Origin of the sequence: Centipeda infelix ATCC 43532 (assembly GCF_000234095.1) — a bacterium.
GTDB classification, from domain to species: domain Bacteria; phylum Bacillota; class Negativicutes; order Selenomonadales; family Selenomonadaceae; genus Centipeda; species Centipeda infelix.
Window position 1 is genome coordinate 532692 of record NZ_JH376799.1, and the last position, 14833, is coordinate 547524.

Genomic DNA, 14833 nt, shown 5'->3' on the forward strand with positions numbered 1-14833 from the left:
ATCATCCAAATGTAACAGCCGAAGCGAATTACTGGAGGAGCGAGAGGACAGCGGAGCTGTTCTGGTTCGCCTGCGCGAGCATGGACTGCGCAGCCTGGAGCAGCACGTTGTTCTTCGTGTAGTTCGTCATCTCCTTCGCCATATCCGCATCGCGAATCGTGGACTCGGAGTTCTGAACGTTCTCGGAAGCCGTCGTGAGGTTCGAGCTCGTGTAGCTGAGACGCGTCTGAACTGCACCGATGTTCGCCTGCTCATCGAGAGCCTTCTGGAGTGCCGTCTCGATCGTGTTGATCGCAGCATTTGCCTTGTCCTGCGTCTGAACGCTGAGGACAGAGCCGTCCGTGCCCTTGAGGCCAAGAGCAAGCGAACGCATATCGGTCATGCTGACCTTGATCGCCTGGTTTGCCTTGACACCCGTCTGGAGGACGAGAGCATTGTCCTCAGACTTGTTCTCTGCACGGATGCGCTCGTTGAAACCATCGAGAGCCGTGTTCGCCGTCTTGCGGATCGCGCCCGTGTTGTCCGTGATCGACATCGTGAACGAGGAGATCTGGAACGTCGTGCCGTCGCCCTTCGCCTCGATCGAGAGAGCCGTCTTGTTGTCCGCCGTGTAGACGCTGTTCTTCGCCTTGTCGTAGCCGATCAGAGCATCGTTACGCGTCATGCCCATGAGCGACGTGCCCGTATAGGACTCAGTGCCGTTGAATGCAGCGCTTTCCAGGATGCTCGCGAGCGTGTTGTTCGTGCTGACCTGGAACGTCGTCGTATAGGTACGACCCTGACGGACGTAAGAAACCGTGATGTTATCCGTCGACTGGATGTTGAGGCTCTCGTCCGTGCGGCTCAGGAGGCTCGTCAGTGCGGAAGCCCACTTCGTGCTCGTGCTCATCGCACCGTTCGAGAGGGTCGTGCAGGTCGCAATGCCCTTGCTGTTGCGCGAGCCATCGACGAGGTACTTGCCGTTGTATGTCGCAAGCGCGTTGTCGTCGATCTGATCAACCATCTGGTTGATCTCTTTCTGGATCGTACGGCGATCCTCGTCCGTGTTCGTGTCGTTCGCCGCGTTGATTGCCTTCTCCTTCAGGGTCTTGAGGATCTCGACCGTGCTGGAGACAGCGCCCTCAGCGGTACGCATCATGCTGTTGCCGTTCTGCGTGTTCTGGTTGTCCTGATCGAGCGAACGGATCTGGACGCGCATACGCTCAGAGATGGCATAGCCCGAAGCATCGTCGCCGGCCGTGTTGATCTTCATGCCCGAGGAGACCTTCTGAAGGCTCTTCGCGAGTGCCGACTGGTTCTTGTTCAGGATGTTGAGCGTGTTGACCGCCGACATGTTGTTCTTGACTACCATTGCCATGTGTAAATTCCTCCCTGGTGTGGTTCCGGTCCTGCCGGAATATTGAATGTATGTGCGGACATCCGTGCCCGCTGTATAATAGGCAAGTGACGCGTCTATCCTGACCGGCTGCTAGCTAGCCGTCCATGGCAGCCGCCCCGCTTGCTTATTATCGCCTTACATATAGTATATCGACGTAATGAAGACATACTTAAGTAATGGACTGTAAATATTTTACTTTTTTTAGAGCCGTTTGTCAAGAAAAAGTACCGTTCTCAGAGAACGACTCCTCCTCAGTAGCGGCGATTGAGGTGGCTGCCGAGCGGATTCGCCCCCCTAAGATCGTAGCTGTGGACGGCGGCATTCTGTCGGCGTGACCGGTTCAGCCACGCGCGCGCCTTGTACTGAATCTGCATTTCAAGCGGACGCAGTTCCGCCTCCAGTGCCGCCCACTCCGCACCCATACGGTAGGGATCCGAGGGAAGTTCCTTCAAGAGGCCGACAATGTGCTCGCGCTGGTCGACGAGGTCGATGAACATATCGATTTCATCCGCATCGACGAATTTGAGCAGTTCGTGTGTGAGAACGCGATACTTCTCCCAGAGGTCGTGTGCAGCCTCGTACATCTCATCCGGCATAGACACCGCTCCCCTCCATTCCCTGCACACCCTTTTCCTCACGCGCCTTCTTCATTGCCTGTGCCCACGCGTCGCGGAGCTCAGTCATAATGTCGGTCGCCTCTTGGATGAGCGCAGGATCGCTCTTCATATTGCCCTCGACCAGGCGATCGTAGGCGTAGTTGTAGAGCGGCAGCAGCTGGTGGGAAATCTCGTAATCCATATTGAGGGTGATGCGGAACTCAGAGATGATGTTCTGTGCCTTCTGAAAGGAGGTGTTCGATGCCTCGTAGTTCTTCTCTGCAAGCTGCTCGACGCCCTCCTTGATAAACTTGAGGCAGCCGTTATAGAGCATAAGGGTCAGTGCCTCGGGTGTCGCCGTCATCACCTGCTGCTTCTTATATGCCTCCGCAGCACTGTTTACCATGCGGGAACCCCCCTTGCATTACTGTCCATTGAAGAAGTTGAACTGTGTCGAGAGGCGCGAGATCGCAACCTCCATTGCATTGTACTTCTTGTAGAGTTTGCTTTCAAATGAGGACATGAGCTGCTTGAAGTCACTCATCTGCTTCTCATAGTTCTGAATAAGTTTGCCCAGTTCGCTGAGATCCGTCTTGTCCGCCGCAACACCGGAATGTTTCTCGAGTTCCTTGAGACGGCCGTTCAACCTGTTATAGAGGCGGGTTGCGACCCCGCTGTTGCCATAATCGTTGTTCTCATCGTCATGTGAGATGAGACTGTTCACCGCATCCGGTTCCTCTGCGATCGCCTTCTTGAGCTTTGTCTCGTCGATCTGCAGATGTCCCTTCTGATCCTTCGCCGTGATGCCGATGGACGAAAGCGTCCGATAACGCCCCGGGGCGGACTGGACAGGGTTGATGACCGCATCGCGCATATCGCTGATGATGGAGCGCAGGTAATTGTCACGATAGAGAAGCCCTTCCTTCGCCTTCGCGTTCCACTTCTCGACCTGCTCCTTCGTCATCCCTTCTTCCTGCGACTTCGTGAGAACACCGTAGTCCTTATTCCCCTTGTTGCCGTACTGTTTGTTGAGCTCATCGATCAGGGCATTGTACTCCTCGACAAATTTCTTGACATTCTCGATGAGCTTGTCCTGATCCTGTGCGACATTGACCGTCGCCGGCGTTCCCCCCGTTGTCTTTTTGAAGGTATAGGTGACACCGCCCACCTCGAGCTTATTGTCCTGCAGGTTGTTGTAGTCGCGCCCGTCGATCTTGACGTTCGCGTTTGTGCCCGCCGCCACCATCGAGGTGGTTGTCGGACTGCTCGTCGTAAGCGTCATGGGTGCGCCGATGGTGCCGCCGCTCACGACACCGAGCTTCAGATTGTTCAGAAGGGTTGTCGTGTGCCCTGCCGAGGAGCTCGTCGTATCGACGGTGAGGTTGATCTTGTTGCTGTCCCCCGTCTTGCTGTTGGCAAGGGAGAAGCCCTCCGATACAGAGTCATAGTTTGCGCGGATATCGAGCGAGGTCTTCTTGCCGTCCGAGCCGGTATAGCGCGCGTTGTTGATGCGATTCGCGAGGTCGTTCAGCGTAAGTTTCTTTGTAAAGACTTCCTCCGCTGTGAACGCCACCTCGGTCGTTCCCTTACCATTTGATATTTTGAACTTGAGTGCTATATCCCCGTCCAGCATGCCGGGCGGACGCGTGCCGGACGCAAACGCAACATCCTTGAGCATTGTGCTCGTGGAGGCACCGCTGTTGGCACGCGCGACTTTCTGCCCCGACGCCGTCATGAGATAGGCGTTCGTCGCAGCCTGCGTGACCTCGACGGAGTGTGCCATAACGCCCGCATTCGCGTTCGCCGTCGCCGTAACGGCATCGGCGTTCGAGCTCGTCGTCGTCATGGGCTTGGTCTGTGCGCTCAGACGGTAGTCCGACATACGGCTTTTGAACGTATTCGTCTTGTCATAGATGTTCGCATACGCTTCTTTGCGCCACTCAGTCTCGACTTCCTTCTTATAGATGCGGTCGTATTTCTTCTGATGGGACATCATTCCGACCTTGACCAGCGACTCGACATCGAGCCCCGAGCCGGAAAGCCCATAAATACCTTTTGCTCCTGCCATATCTATTCCTCCCTTGCGTGCCTATGCGGTCTTGTCCAAGAATGCGCCGATCCAGTCGTGCACCTTTATCATGTGCTCCACCATCGCCTCGGGCGGAACCTCGCGCAGCACCTCACCCGTCTTCTTGTCGAGCATGCGCACGGACATGAAATTGACTTCCTTGTGATACTGAAACTGGAGATCGACATTGATGTTGCGCATGATCTCGTTGAGCTGCTCCGTAATATATGCGGTCTGCTCCTCGGTGAGCGGCTCGTGATGTGCCGGCTCCTCCTGTGCGGACACCCCCCGTTCCTGATCGGTGCGGGCGGCGGAGACATCTGCCGTCTGCGGGGTGTCAGCCTCCTGCACAAATGCCTCGGGAGCACTCTGCACGGGCGTATCATACTCACCCTTCATTCCGCTGACGGCGACTGCCGCCAGCATGACATCTTGAACACTTCTTACTGCCATAAGGCAACCCTCCATGTGTCACAGGGCGCACATCCGGTGCTCCCTTTTGATTCTTCCTTGATGATTCATTATCAGCTCTTTGGCAAGCTGCTGAGATCAAAGGACGCAGGTGCTGCCGCACGCTGGTTCTCCTCCTGAATCGCCCGATATATCTCACCGCGGTAGATCTTGACACTGCGCGGCGCATCGATCGCGATGCGCACGTTGTCGCCCTGCACCTCCACGATGTTGACGACGACATTGTCGCCGATCATGATCTGCTGTCTGGGTTTGCGAGTTAATACGAGCATTACCGGTCCTCCTTCTCTGCGGGGAACAGGCGGTGCTTCGTTGTATAGGAGCTGCGGTCGAGAACGATCTGCTTGCCCCTGCGTGTCCTTGCATTGATGACAATCGGCGCCATGAGGTTCGCTGTCAGATCGCGGATCTCATTGCCGGAAAGTGTGAGGATCGCGTAGATCACGACCTCTTCGGGCGAGGTCAGATCGAGCTCCGCTTCGACCTCGTCATCAATCGTGAATTCGTAGTCCGGGAAGAACGTGAGCGGCATCGCCATCAAAAAGGCGAGCTCGGGGGTCCGAACCGACTGCAAGAATACATACGGACTGTCCTCCTCGTACGGGATAAGGATGAACTCCCGCTCCTCCTCAAAGGCGGGAATGCCCGCCGCAAAATGGATGATGGATTCCTCTGCCGCCTCGATCTCACCGAAGCGGCTCGTCATAATCTTCTTCATCAATGGCTCCTGTTATGCACGTATATCATATTTCCCCTCAGTGACCCAGCGATCAATATTGCCCTTCTGCTGCAGGTAGGTCTCGACGCTGCCGCGGTTGTAATGCAGACGCGGGCGGTAGTCCGTATGCCAGTGCGGGGTTGTGTGTCCGACCGTCGGCTCGCCGACCGCACGTCCAACATCGAAGTGGATCTCAGGATCCGGAATGGCAGCGGCGACAAGCTGTCTCTGCTGCGTCATGCGGTTTTCCATATCGTTCTTGGCGAACTCAATGCCAATCTGCCGTCCCGGTTTGGCCCCGTTTTCAGCGAATGCCCATGCCATCTGGGTGTGCTTTGAGGTTCCCTTGCGCACTTCGCTCATGCCGCGCTCAAGATTCTCACGGGCAAAGTCCGTATGATTCGTATAGCCGTAGCTATGACGGCTCGGGTAGCTGTCGATCGTGAGCTTCGGCTGGGTCACACCGCGGTTCGAGCGTGCCTGCTGCGTCTCCTGCTCGTAGCGGGGCTGCCGGATTCCGGATTCCAACGAATTGTACTGTATGCGCATACCGATGACCGGCAGCGTAGATCGTATATTGAGATAACGCATGGGCATAAAGGGCATCCTTTCCCGTTTATGAACTGCCGTTTTGGCTTACCGCAGATAATCCACGAGTGAGAGCGGCAGGATGCGTGACCCCATCGCGAGCGACATGCTCATGATGGTCTGCTGCTGCATCATCTTCGTCGCAAGCTCCGCCACATCCGTACCTGTAGCATTCGTGATATCGCGCGTGATATTCTCCTTGTGGTCCGTGAGTATACTCTTCATATCCGTATAGAGACTGCTGCGCGAGCCCGTCCCCGTATGCGCCTGCAGCGTCACCTGATTGGCGGCATCCGCGAGGCTCACGCCATCCGAACTCAGCCAGTGTGCGTCGCATGCCTTCGTCTTGGCATGGACGGTCAACATATTGTTGACCATCGCCGTCCCCGACGGCTCGTTGCCGGAGTTCTTGTCATCGAAGAGATCGCGTCCGAAGATATCCACCCCTGTCTTGTTGACCGTATCTGCCGACGGCTCCGTCGATCCATTTTGCTTGACCATGGAGATGTAGCGCATATCGCCCTGATACGTGACAATCTGCTGGCGCACGGTGGAGAATTTCATTGTCGTTCCGTTTGCCGATACCGACCATCCGGGGTTCTTTACTTCGCCGGTATTCTTAAAGTTGTTTTTGATAAAGTTGGGACCCGCACCGCCATTCCCGACGGATGTTGTCTCACCGGCGGCGATTGCCTCTGCCTCGGTCTTGTACCCTTTGGCAATCAGATCCTTGTAGCCTTCCTGCACGAATTCCTTCGTGTAGATCTTGCCGTTCAAGGTGTTCATATAATAGGTATTGCCATCAGCGCCATCGAGCGAGAGCATTTGGTGCAGAAAGTCGGCACTGTTGTTGTTGCTCGCATCTGTAAAGAACGCAGACTGACGATCATCGAGCGTCTTCGTCACACCGCGCATCTTCAGATCAGCCTCACTCGACATCGTAAAGGGCTGCTTGAGATCTGCCTGTCCCGAGAAGATATAACGGTCGCCGAGCTGCGTGTTGGCAAGTGAGACAATCTGTTCAATGTTCGACTTCATCTCACGCGCAATCGCGGGCCAGTCACTGCTTTTCTCATCCTTATCGTCGTTCGCGCCTTGAATGGTTTTCGCCTTGAACGTCTTTTGGATGTCCTCCATCGCAGAGAGCGAGGTCTGCGTCGAGTTCATCCACGAAAGCCCTGCCTGAACACTGGCCTGATAACGGTCGTTCTCTCCCTCTGAGACATCGTAGCGCAGGAAGCGCGAGTAGTCCACGGAGTTGTCAGAGGGACGATGCAGCTTGCTGCCGTCGCCCTGTTCCATGAGTTTCGACTTTGTGTAGTCGAGTGCGTTCAGGTCGCGCTGATAACGCCGCACCATATAGTTACTGCTAATGCGTACCATTTTGTCACCTCTTACCTTCCGACCATGCCGGTACCGTTGATGAGCTTGTCCAGCATCTCATCCATCGACGTGAGCACGCGTGAGCACGCACCGTAGCCTGTCTGGAACTTGAGCATATTCGTCAGCTCCTCGTTCCAGTCGACCCCCGACGTAGACTGCCGCCACTGCTCGATCTGTGTCATGAGATCGTCCTGCTGCTTGAGCGTCTTGTCGAGGTTCTCTGCATTCGCGCCGAGCTTGCTCATCATGCTGTTGTAGTACTGGTTGATCGAGACATCGCTGACTGCACGCTCCGTGCCACGCGGGTTCATCGTGCCCGCCTGGTCGATGTTGAAGAGCTTGCTCAACTCCACCGCCATTGTGCCGTCAGCCGTTCCGTTGACCCATGCATCCTGATATGTGTAGGTTGAGCCTGCTCCACTCAGCGTCGGTACAAGCTTCTTCCCCGTTCCCGGGTCGATGATCTGACGTGCGGCGACAAGATTCTGCCCACCCGGTGCCGTCAGCTCATCCGCGATCTTGAGCGCGTTGATGATCTGCATGGACCTCAGCCGGTCCTCCGGGGTTGCCGCCGTTGCCGACGTGGTCACCGACGTCTGTGGGGGTGGTCCCGCTGTCTTTGTGCGCGTCACGGTTGCACCGACCGCCTCCATCCAACGGTCGCCCGTCGTTGGGTCTACATGCCATGTATACTGCATCTGATTGTAAGTGGTGCCTGTCGGTGCAGTGTATTTGTTGTTTCCGAAGAAATTCAGCCACGAAGTCTCCGCCTTGTCGATGCCAACCCCCAGTTTATGTACATCGTTGAAGGTCGTGAGGAGTGTCGCAGAGATGTCCGCGAGCTGATCGATGTGCCCCTTGTCCTGTACAATCGTATCCTGCAGTGCCTTTAGGATACCGCTCTGCGGGACATAGCCGATGCCGCCCGCCTCCTTGATGCGCATCGTGTAGTCCGTGATCCCGTACTGCTTGTTGTGGAGCGGAGGGCTCATCTCGATGGTCAGAGAACTTTCGCGCTGAACAAGCGACATACCGTTCGAGACAACCGTGTACTGCCCGTTTGCCTCCTCGTAAACATTGACGTTCGTGATCTCCGAGAGCTTGTCGACAAGGAGGTCGCGCTGGTCGCGCAGATCGTTCGCCTTGCCGCCGTTCGCCTCGGCAAACATGATATTCTTGTTCAGGCGTGCAATCTCCTTTGTGAGCCCGTTGAGCTTGCTGACCTGCGTTTTCATCTCTTCATACTGCGACTCGATCTGAACCTGCATCTGCTTCGCTGCTGTCTTGATGCGGTCAACGAGGTTATTCCCCTTCGTAATGACCGACGTGCGCGAAGCCGAGTCGCTTGCATAGTTGGAGAGGTTGACCCACGAGGAATAGAACTGTTGCATCGCGTTCAGGATGCCCGTCTTCTTCGAGTCGTTGAATACCGTCTCCACCTTGTCGTAGTTTGTCTTGTACGTCTGATAGAGGTTCTGTGCCGAGTTCTCCGACCAGTACTGCTTGTCCGCATAGATGTTGCGTGCGCGGTTGAGCGCGACGACATCCACGCCGCCGCCGACGTAGACTCCGCCATAGAGTGACGGGCGCTCCTGATAGTTCGTCGCCGCAGAATCCACACGCTGACGTGAGTACCCCTCCGTCGAGGCATTCGTGATGTTATGTCCCGTGGTGTCGAGCGAGAGCTGATTGTTCTGAATGCCCCGCACCATCGTATTGAGTCCGGCAAATGTTGACCGCATAGATCCCTCACTCTTTCCCTATAAATCCGTTCTTCTATACATCCGCATCAAACATTGCGACCGCGCGGTTCACCCCCGGTGCGGGCCCCGCCACGGGCTGTGATCTGCCGTAGGTGTCATCGGCGACCGTACCTGAGATGACATTGAGCTGATAGTTTACAAAATCTGCGCTCTTTTGCAGGAGTTCGGCGCAGCTCCGAACGAGCGTCTGCAGTTCTTCCTGCCGCACAGTGACAGCACGCAGAACACGCTCTACAGCAATGCGCTCACGCAGATTCGGCTCACGTCCGACGATCTCCGCAAGGCTTGTCCCCTGCATCTGTGTCAAAAGTGCAGTCTGCCGCTGTGTGAGCGCACGCACCTCGGAGAGGCTGCGCTCTGCCGCCGTTGCCGGCTCTGCGACTCCGCCCCCTGACGCACTCGCTGTGAGTGCATCCCGCAGCACACCAAAGCGAAATGCCGCCTCCTCGGAAGCACTGAGCTGTGCCTTCAGGAGGACAAGTGCCTCACGGGTCTCATTCGTCATCGTCGCTCACGCCTTATAATCCAGATTTTTCTTCAGATGGCGTACCTGCTCACCGCCGCCGCTCCCGTAAACGGGATCGACAACCGCACCGCCGATCTTGCCGAGCTGCCGATTCACCGCGATGAGCAGCCCCTCCATGAGGAGGGCATTTTCCTCACTGCGTTCCTGCACCTCCTTGACAAGGAGACTGAGCTTTCGGCTCGCCCCAAGGACGGACCGATGAGCCTCATCGGTCGGCGCGAGCAGCGCAAGTTCTTCCATCGTCGTCTCGGATGTTACGCCCGGCGTCTCCTGCGCAATCTGAGCGAGCTGCGTGAGACGCTGTTTTTCAAGAGTCTGCACCGCCTTTGCGAGGAAGTCCTCCTCCGCGGTCAGCTTCTCAAGTGCCGCCATATCGAGCGCAACAAGAATACCGCGCTTCTTTTCCTGAAGTGCACGAATCTTTTCGTACTGCTGATGGAGCTGTTCCAATGTCGCGGCGAACCTATTCCACATAAGTCTGCCCCTATATCAATAGCGCATCGCGAGCATCTTCGCCGCAATATCCGAGGAGGAAGGCGCATAGCTGCCGTCCGCCGTATGTGCTGCGAGCGCCTCGACGCGCTCCGAGCGCACATCGTCCATGCCGCGCAGCTTTTGCAGGATATCGCCAAAACTCTGCGCCTCACCCGAGAGCTCAAGCGCATCCGGATGCTGCACAGAGCCCGCCGCATCCACGCGGCGTGATCCCGTAATCTGGCTGCCCGCATAGAGACGGCTCACCGCCGAGACTGCATGATTGCTGATCCACATATTCTTCACCACCTAATAGTTTCCTCCGAAAATTGGTCGGAGTGCTTTCACATTCTTTATCGAAAAAAAAAGACGCGTACTTAAGAGTATTTTCTCAAGCACGTGTCCTGTAATCTTCCTCAATCACCGAGCGTAACATATCCGCGTCGACCGCTGCCGTCACTCACCGTGCGCATCCCCGAGGCAGATTTCTTGGCAACCGCCGCCGTCAGTTCGTCACGCATCTCCTTCTGGCACTTGTCGCAGTACTGGCCCTTCTGGATGGGTGATCCGCACTTCTCACAGGGGTAGAAGAGATCCGCCCCCGACGAAATGAAGCGGCCCTCTCGGATCATACGGCGAACCACGGGCTCCTGTACGCCCGTTGCCTCAACGATCTCACCGATCTGGCACTTCGGATGCTCGCGCACATATTCGACAATCGCCTTCTCCCACTGCTCTTCCTTTTCGCGGCAGTCCATACAGATGCGCGCATTATTGATGGCAACAAACACCTTCCCGCAGCTTGAGCAGTTCTTCATCTTTCCTGCCATTGGCAAAACTCTCCTCCCAAATAGCGGATCGGTATAAGAATGATCCGAGCCTATCTACGTATTCTCTCGTATTTTACAACAGGTTGCAGGAAAAATCAATACTTCGACATAGGAGCACACATCGCCCCTGTCAACGCAGCCGTCGTTGTGCGAAGATCCCGCCCTCCGGCGTAAGGATGCGGCAGCTGTTCAGCACCACCGCGAGCGTTGCCGTGTTGTGAATCGCCGCCGCCGCAAGCGGGCTGATCGTGCCAAGCGCACCGAGCAGCATCGCCGACGAGTTGACGAGCAGTGTTGCCTTGAAGTTCTGGTGCACAAGGTGCATTGCCCGCTGACCGATGCGCAGAGCCTCCACGAGGCGCGTCGGATCCTCCGAGTGGATCGTCACTGCCGAGGATTCCGCTGCGATGTCCGTCTGCCGTCCGCCGAGCGAAACGCCCACATCAGCAAACGCGAGTGCAGGAGCATCGTTGATCCCGTCGCCGACCATCATGACCGTGCCGCGCTGGCGCAGCTGGTTGACGTAGCGCGACTTGTCCTCGGGCAGGATCTCCGCATGATAGGAGTCCACGTCCATCTCGCGTGCCACATCCGCAGCGACCGCCTTCGCATCCCCTGTCAGCATGACAATCTCGTCCACGCCGCAGCGGCGCAGCTGGTTCAGCGTCTTTTTCATCTTCGGACGGATCGGATCGTCAATGCCGATAACGCCGATGAGCTTCGTGTCACGCGCCACATAGAGAAGATTCTTCCCCGTGACTGATGCGATAAGATTTTCCTCGTCCACAACGCCGTTTTCCTGCAAAAAGCGACGGCTGCCGACGCGAATCGTTCCGCCCGCAAATCCCTCGAAATCCGGCACCTCGGCGAGCATGCCGCGCGCGACAATCGTCTTGGAGGAGCGGTGCTGCGGAGCTTTCCATGCCTGTTCCTCCACATATTTCTGAATCGCGACCGCAAGCGGATGCACAGAGTGCTCCTCTGCCGATGCCGCAAGCAGGATCACTTCCTTTTCCTCTACGCCTTCCGCCGTACGGATGAACGTGATCTCGGGCACGCCGACCGTCAGCGTCCCCGTCTTGTCGAGCACTACCGTATCCGTACGTGCGAGTGCCTCCACATAGTTGCCGCCCTTGACGAGAATGCCGCGCTTTGCCGCCGCCGCAATGGATGCCGACATCGCCGTCGCGGTGGAGAGCTTGAGCCCGCAGGAGAAGTCGATAAAGAGCAGGTTCAGCACCCGTCCCCAGTCGCGCGTCGCCCCGTAGACAATCGCCGCACCGAGGAAGGACACGGGCACGAGATAGTTCGCCATCTGGTCGGCAAAATTCTGCACAGGCGCACGGCGCGTCTGCGCCTCCTCGACGAGGTGGACAATATGTGCAAGAGACGTGTCGCCGCCCACCTTCTCCACCGCAATGACGAGCTCACCCGCCTCGACCACGCTGCCCGCATAGACCGGTGTCCCCTCGTGCTTCATCGCAGGCGCAGATTCACCCGTAATGGATGCCTGCGTCACCGCCGCATCGCCCCGTAGGACACGCCCGTCGATCACAATCTTCTCGCCCGCATGTACCGCGACGATATCGCCGGGGCGCACCTCCTCGACGGGCACCTTGCGCTCAACCTCGCCGTCCGGTGTTTCCTCAACGAGCCACACATCGCGCTGCCCGAGCGAGAGCAGCCCCGAGATATGTGTGCGTGCCTTCTCCGCGGCATAGCTCGTCAGCATCTCCGCACCGTTGCTGAGTGCGAGGAGCATGAGACTCGACTCCGGCTTGCCCGCGAGCACCGAGGCGATCACCGCCGTCGTCGTCAGCGTATCTGCATTCGGCTGCCGATCCTTGATCAGTCCGCCGATCCCCGTCTTGATGAAGTTGCGCGAAATACCGAGGACAAGCAGGGAGCGCAGTACCGTCATCGAGGCAAAGAGCTCGGGGGCACCGCGCCTGAGCAGCTCCATCGCTGCAAAGCTCGCCAGCGAGATCACCGCATCACGCCGAAACTCCGCCATCTGCTCCGTCGGGGTCACCGACTTCTCCGCCGCCTCGCGTACAGCACGCTCCGCCGCCGCCAGCATACGGGCGGCAGGAATCGCCCCCTCATGCCAGACATCGACATGAGAGTCGCGTACCGAGGCCGCCGTTACCGCAGGGAAGCGGCGCATCCGCACCGCCAGACGCAGCGCATCCTCACGCGGGAGTGCCGTGCGCAAGCGGATGCGTGTATGTATGAGCTTCATACCTTCCACCCTCTCATCAGCGTCAGTGCCCACCAGAGCATCTGCGAGCCCGACGGCGTATTGTTCGAGAGCACGAGCTGGCGTATGCCGCGCAGGACGAATACGCCCGCGACCACCGAGCTCAGATCGAGCGCACCGCCCGTATTTCGCTGAATCCATCCGCTGAAATCGTGCACCGAGCGGCGCACACTCTGCGCGAGTGTCGCGGGCGGCGGAGCCGTGCGCCCCTCCGCAAAGATCGCCTCCAACCCCTCTGCAAGGACGAGGATATGCGCCTCATCCTCCGGCGCATAGACGAGCAGGATGCTCCCCGCGAGCGCGTTGGCACGCACCGCCGTCACAAACGGAAGACGCGCAAGCTCCGCCTCAAGCACCTTTGCGAATTCCGCAGTCAGATACGGTGTCCGATAGCGCCGCCGTCCGCACGATGCGTGCACACAGATAAAGGGCTTCTCTGCGCTCTCCTGTGTCCGCACCTGTGCAGCCGTTGCCCCGGTCCCACCCGTCCGACCACCGCCAAAGAGCCCGGCAAGTGCCGAAGCTCCACCGGCAAGACCGCTCGGATCGGACGAGAACATATTCCCCTGCATGAAGCGTCCGCGGCCGCCGCCCATGCCCTGTGCAAAGGACGCGCCGCCGCTTCCCGAACCACCGAGTGTCTGGCGCAGCATATTTGCGATCGACGCGCCAAGCATCAGCCCTGAAACATAGTTCATGACGCCTTCCTCCTCGCATGGGTACGCATATAGTCCTCCACGCGGCGCAGCTGGGCGTTCGCGCGCAGACGCTCCGGCTCATATGTGATGAGAATTGACCCCGTCTCGATATTCGTCTCCACGCGCTCAATCTCCGCAAGCTTTCCGAGACGTGCCTGTACCTCCGCCTCGAGCGCCGCATTGTTCACGAGCTGCTTGCTGTAGAGGCGCACGCGCCCCGGCATATAAGATGCAATGTCCGTCGTGCGGACGAATACATCCATCGCCGACTGCGGTATCGCATTTTTGATCGTATCGAAAATATTCATGGGAAACTCGTTTCCTCCCTTTCTTTTTATGTCTATTTACGTCTATGATGTTCTGCAGCACCTGTACTGCAGTATGGTTTTTGAAAAAAGGGCTGTGCGCAATGCCGCGCAACAGCCCCGAGCCCAGTGGAACCCTCGCTTACGGAAGCACTGATAAATTCAGCCACGCCATCTTAGCGCATCTTTTTTGCCCGCTTTTCGTTAGCAAATCCTCCACATAGCTTTGGCTATGCGTCCGGTTTGCTGCCTCAATCGGACAGAAAAACCTGTGCCAATCTGACGGACTTCATTTTATCAGCGATTCCTTACTTCTCCGATGCAGACTGCGCCGCAATCAGATCCTCAAGCTCCTCCTTCTGACGCTGGAGCTCCGCCAGCGAAAGATCCGCCTGACCTGCCTCAAGAGCTGCAAGCTGCTGCGTGCGCTCCTGCATGAAGCGGTAGCCAAAAATACCGGCAACCGCACCAACGGCAAGACCAATCCAGAAATCTGTCTTCGAGAACATGATAATTCCTCCTCTGTTCTATTGCCCGAATCAGGGCATTTTCGCTTCTTGGCGCTTTGCCTCATATCGAGTGAACGTCTCCTCATCCCCCAAAGGCAGGCTTGCGGCTTCCCTGAGCAGATTCGTTCGACGATGATAATTCCTGCGCCATGAAAACAGCGACAATGTCGCTGTCCTCTCTGGAACCATCGTGTTATTCTCAGTATATGTGAGAATAACGAACATGTCAATAGCCCCGCGATAATCAGGAATAACTATTGACATCA

At 57.2% G+C, this 14833-nt stretch carries 18 protein-coding genes; all 18 read right to left on the reverse strand.

All coding sequences use genetic code 11. The features are described from left to right. Window positions 1–28: 28 nt before the first annotated feature. The 18 genes from HMPREF9334_RS08600 to HMPREF9334_RS08685 all read right to left on the reverse strand — a co-directional run bounded on the left by HMPREF9334_RS08600 (window position 29) and on the right by HMPREF9334_RS08685 (window position 14567). On the reverse strand, window positions 29–1357 hold the full coding sequence (locus HMPREF9334_RS08600; protein ID WP_006693080.1) for a flagellin N-terminal helical domain-containing protein: 1329 nt from the start codon (window positions 1355–1357) through the stop codon (window positions 29–31). Window positions 1358–1629: 272 nt separating this feature from the next. Continuing rightward, entirely contained in the window at window positions 1630–1974 is a 345-nt protein-coding gene (locus HMPREF9334_RS08605) for a hypothetical protein (RefSeq protein ID WP_006693081.1), read from the reverse strand. Then, entirely contained in the window at window positions 1964–2380 is a 417-nt protein-coding gene (fliS, locus tag HMPREF9334_RS08610) for a flagellar export chaperone FliS (RefSeq protein WP_006693082.1), read from the reverse strand. Before fliS ends, HMPREF9334_RS08605 begins: the two co-directional genes overlap by 11 nt. 18 nt (window positions 2381–2398) lie before the next feature. Beyond that, on the reverse strand, window positions 2399–4042 hold the full coding sequence (gene fliD / locus HMPREF9334_RS08615) for a flagellar filament capping protein FliD (RefSeq protein WP_006693083.1): 1644 nt from the start codon (window positions 4040–4042) through the stop codon (window positions 2399–2401). Window positions 4043–4063: 21 nt separating this feature from the next. Further along, the gene (locus HMPREF9334_RS08620; RefSeq protein WP_006693084.1) at window positions 4064–4495 is read right to left on the reverse strand and encodes a flagellar protein FlaG; all 432 of its coding nucleotides are present in this window, start codon (window positions 4493–4495) and stop codon (window positions 4064–4066) included. A 71-nt stretch (window positions 4496–4566) separates the two neighbouring features. Beyond that, the gene (gene csrA, locus HMPREF9334_RS08625) at window positions 4567–4785 is read right to left on the reverse strand and encodes a carbon storage regulator CsrA (RefSeq protein ID WP_006693085.1); all 219 of its coding nucleotides are present in this window, start codon (window positions 4783–4785) and stop codon (window positions 4567–4569) included. Further along, entirely contained in the window at window positions 4785–5231 is a 447-nt protein-coding gene (fliW, locus tag HMPREF9334_RS08630) for a flagellar assembly protein FliW (RefSeq protein WP_006693086.1), read from the reverse strand. The genes csrA and fliW overlap by 1 nt, the downstream gene beginning before the upstream one ends. Before the next feature lie 12 nt (window positions 5232–5243). Continuing rightward, entirely contained in the window at window positions 5244–5828 is a 585-nt protein-coding gene (locus HMPREF9334_RS08635; RefSeq protein ID WP_006693087.1) for a DUF6470 family protein, read from the reverse strand. Window positions 5829–5867: 39 nt separating this feature from the next. Continuing rightward, window positions 5868–7202 (reverse strand): flagellin N-terminal helical domain-containing protein, encoded by a 1335-nt coding sequence (locus HMPREF9334_RS08640; protein ID WP_006693088.1) that lies wholly within the window; start codon window positions 7200–7202, stop codon window positions 5868–5870. 11 nt (window positions 7203–7213) lie between these two features. Continuing rightward, entirely contained in the window at window positions 7214–8944 is a 1731-nt protein-coding gene (gene flgK / locus HMPREF9334_RS08645; protein ID WP_006693089.1) for a flagellar hook-associated protein FlgK, read from the reverse strand. Window positions 8945–8978: 34 nt separating this feature from the next. Next, on the reverse strand, window positions 8979–9470 hold the full coding sequence (locus HMPREF9334_RS08650; RefSeq protein WP_006693090.1) for a hypothetical protein: 492 nt from the start codon (window positions 9468–9470) through the stop codon (window positions 8979–8981). Between the two features lie 6 nt (window positions 9471–9476). Then, window positions 9477–9965 carry a flagellar protein FlgN gene (locus HMPREF9334_RS08655; protein ID WP_006693091.1) on the reverse strand — a complete coding sequence of 163 codons (489 nt, stop codon included), beginning with the start codon at window positions 9963–9965 and terminating at the stop codon, window positions 9477–9479. Window positions 9966–9980: 15 nt separating this feature from the next. Continuing rightward, window positions 9981–10262, reverse strand: a complete 282-nt coding sequence (locus HMPREF9334_RS08660; protein WP_039957470.1) for a flagellar biosynthesis anti-sigma factor FlgM — start codon at window positions 10260–10262, stop codon at window positions 9981–9983. Window positions 10263–10381: 119 nt separating this feature from the next. Then, a complete protein-coding gene (locus HMPREF9334_RS08665; RefSeq protein WP_006693093.1) occupies window positions 10382–10795 on the reverse strand; it encodes a hypothetical protein in 414 nt (137 codons plus the stop codon). A 130-nt stretch (window positions 10796–10925) separates the two neighbouring features. After that, window positions 10926–13037: a heavy metal translocating P-type ATPase gene (locus tag HMPREF9334_RS08670; RefSeq protein WP_006693094.1), complete on the reverse strand. Its 2112-nt coding sequence runs from the start codon at window positions 13035–13037 to the stop codon at window positions 10926–10928. Beyond that, window positions 13034–13753, reverse strand: a complete 720-nt coding sequence (locus HMPREF9334_RS08675; RefSeq protein WP_006693095.1) for an HMA2 domain-containing protein — start codon at window positions 13751–13753, stop codon at window positions 13034–13036. Before HMPREF9334_RS08675 ends, HMPREF9334_RS08670 begins: the two co-directional genes overlap by 4 nt. After that, a complete protein-coding gene (locus HMPREF9334_RS08680) occupies window positions 13750–14061 on the reverse strand; it encodes an HMA2 domain-containing protein (RefSeq protein ID WP_006693096.1) in 312 nt (103 codons plus the stop codon). Before HMPREF9334_RS08680 ends, HMPREF9334_RS08675 begins: the two co-directional genes overlap by 4 nt. 305 nt (window positions 14062–14366) lie before the next feature. Next, window positions 14367–14567: a hypothetical protein gene (locus tag HMPREF9334_RS08685; RefSeq protein ID WP_006693097.1), complete on the reverse strand. Its 201-nt coding sequence runs from the start codon at window positions 14565–14567 to the stop codon at window positions 14367–14369. Window positions 14568–14833 lie beyond the last annotated feature (266 nt).

Coding starts and splice junctions, on each gene's coding strand:
- HMPREF9334_RS08600 (WP_006693080.1), bottom strand. CDS start 1,357: ATGGCAATGGTAGTCAAGAACAACATGTCGGCGGTCAACACGCTCAAC.
- HMPREF9334_RS08605 (WP_006693081.1), bottom strand. CDS start 1,974: ATGCCGGATGAGATGTACGAGGCTGCACACGACCTCTGGGAGAAGTAT.
- fliS (WP_006693082.1), bottom strand. CDS start 2,380: ATGGTAAACAGTGCTGCGGAGGCATATAAGAAGCAGCAGGTGATGACG.
- fliD (WP_006693083.1), bottom strand. CDS start 4,042: ATGGCAGGAGCAAAAGGTATTTATGGGCTTTCCGGCTCGGGGCTCGAT.
- HMPREF9334_RS08620 (WP_006693084.1), bottom strand. CDS start 4,495: ATGGCAGTAAGAAGTGTTCAAGATGTCATGCTGGCGGCAGTCGCCGTC.
- csrA (WP_006693085.1), bottom strand. CDS start 4,785: ATGCTCGTATTAACTCGCAAACCCAGACAGCAGATCATGATCGGCGAC.
- fliW (WP_006693086.1), bottom strand. CDS start 5,231: ATGAAGAAGATTATGACGAGCCGCTTCGGTGAGATCGAGGCGGCAGAG.
- HMPREF9334_RS08635 (WP_006693087.1), bottom strand. CDS start 5,828: ATGCCCATGCGTTATCTCAATATACGATCTACGCTGCCGGTCATCGGT.
- HMPREF9334_RS08640 (WP_006693088.1), bottom strand. CDS start 7,202: ATGGTACGCATTAGCAGTAACTATATGGTGCGGCGTTATCAGCGCGAC.
- flgK (WP_006693089.1), bottom strand. CDS start 8,944: ATGCGGTCAACATTTGCCGGACTCAATACGATGGTGCGGGGCATTCAG.
- HMPREF9334_RS08650 (WP_006693090.1), bottom strand. CDS start 9,470: ATGACGAATGAGACCCGTGAGGCACTTGTCCTCCTGAAGGCACAGCTC.
- HMPREF9334_RS08655 (WP_006693091.1), bottom strand. CDS start 9,965: ATGTGGAATAGGTTCGCCGCGACATTGGAACAGCTCCATCAGCAGTAC.
- HMPREF9334_RS08660 (WP_039957470.1), bottom strand. CDS start 10,262: ATGTGGATCAGCAATCATGCAGTCTCGGCGGTGAGCCGTCTCTATGCG.
- HMPREF9334_RS08665 (WP_006693093.1), bottom strand. CDS start 10,795: ATGGCAGGAAAGATGAAGAACTGCTCAAGCTGCGGGAAGGTGTTTGTT.
- HMPREF9334_RS08670 (WP_006693094.1), bottom strand. CDS start 13,037: ATGAAGCTCATACATACACGCATCCGCTTGCGCACGGCACTCCCGCGT.
- HMPREF9334_RS08675 (WP_006693095.1), bottom strand. CDS start 13,753: ATGAACTATGTTTCAGGGCTGATGCTTGGCGCGTCGATCGCAAATATG.
- HMPREF9334_RS08680 (WP_006693096.1), bottom strand. CDS start 14,061: ATGAATATTTTCGATACGATCAAAAATGCGATACCGCAGTCGGCGATG.
- HMPREF9334_RS08685 (WP_006693097.1), bottom strand. CDS start 14,567: ATGTTCTCGAAGACAGATTTCTGGATTGGTCTTGCCGTTGGTGCGGTT.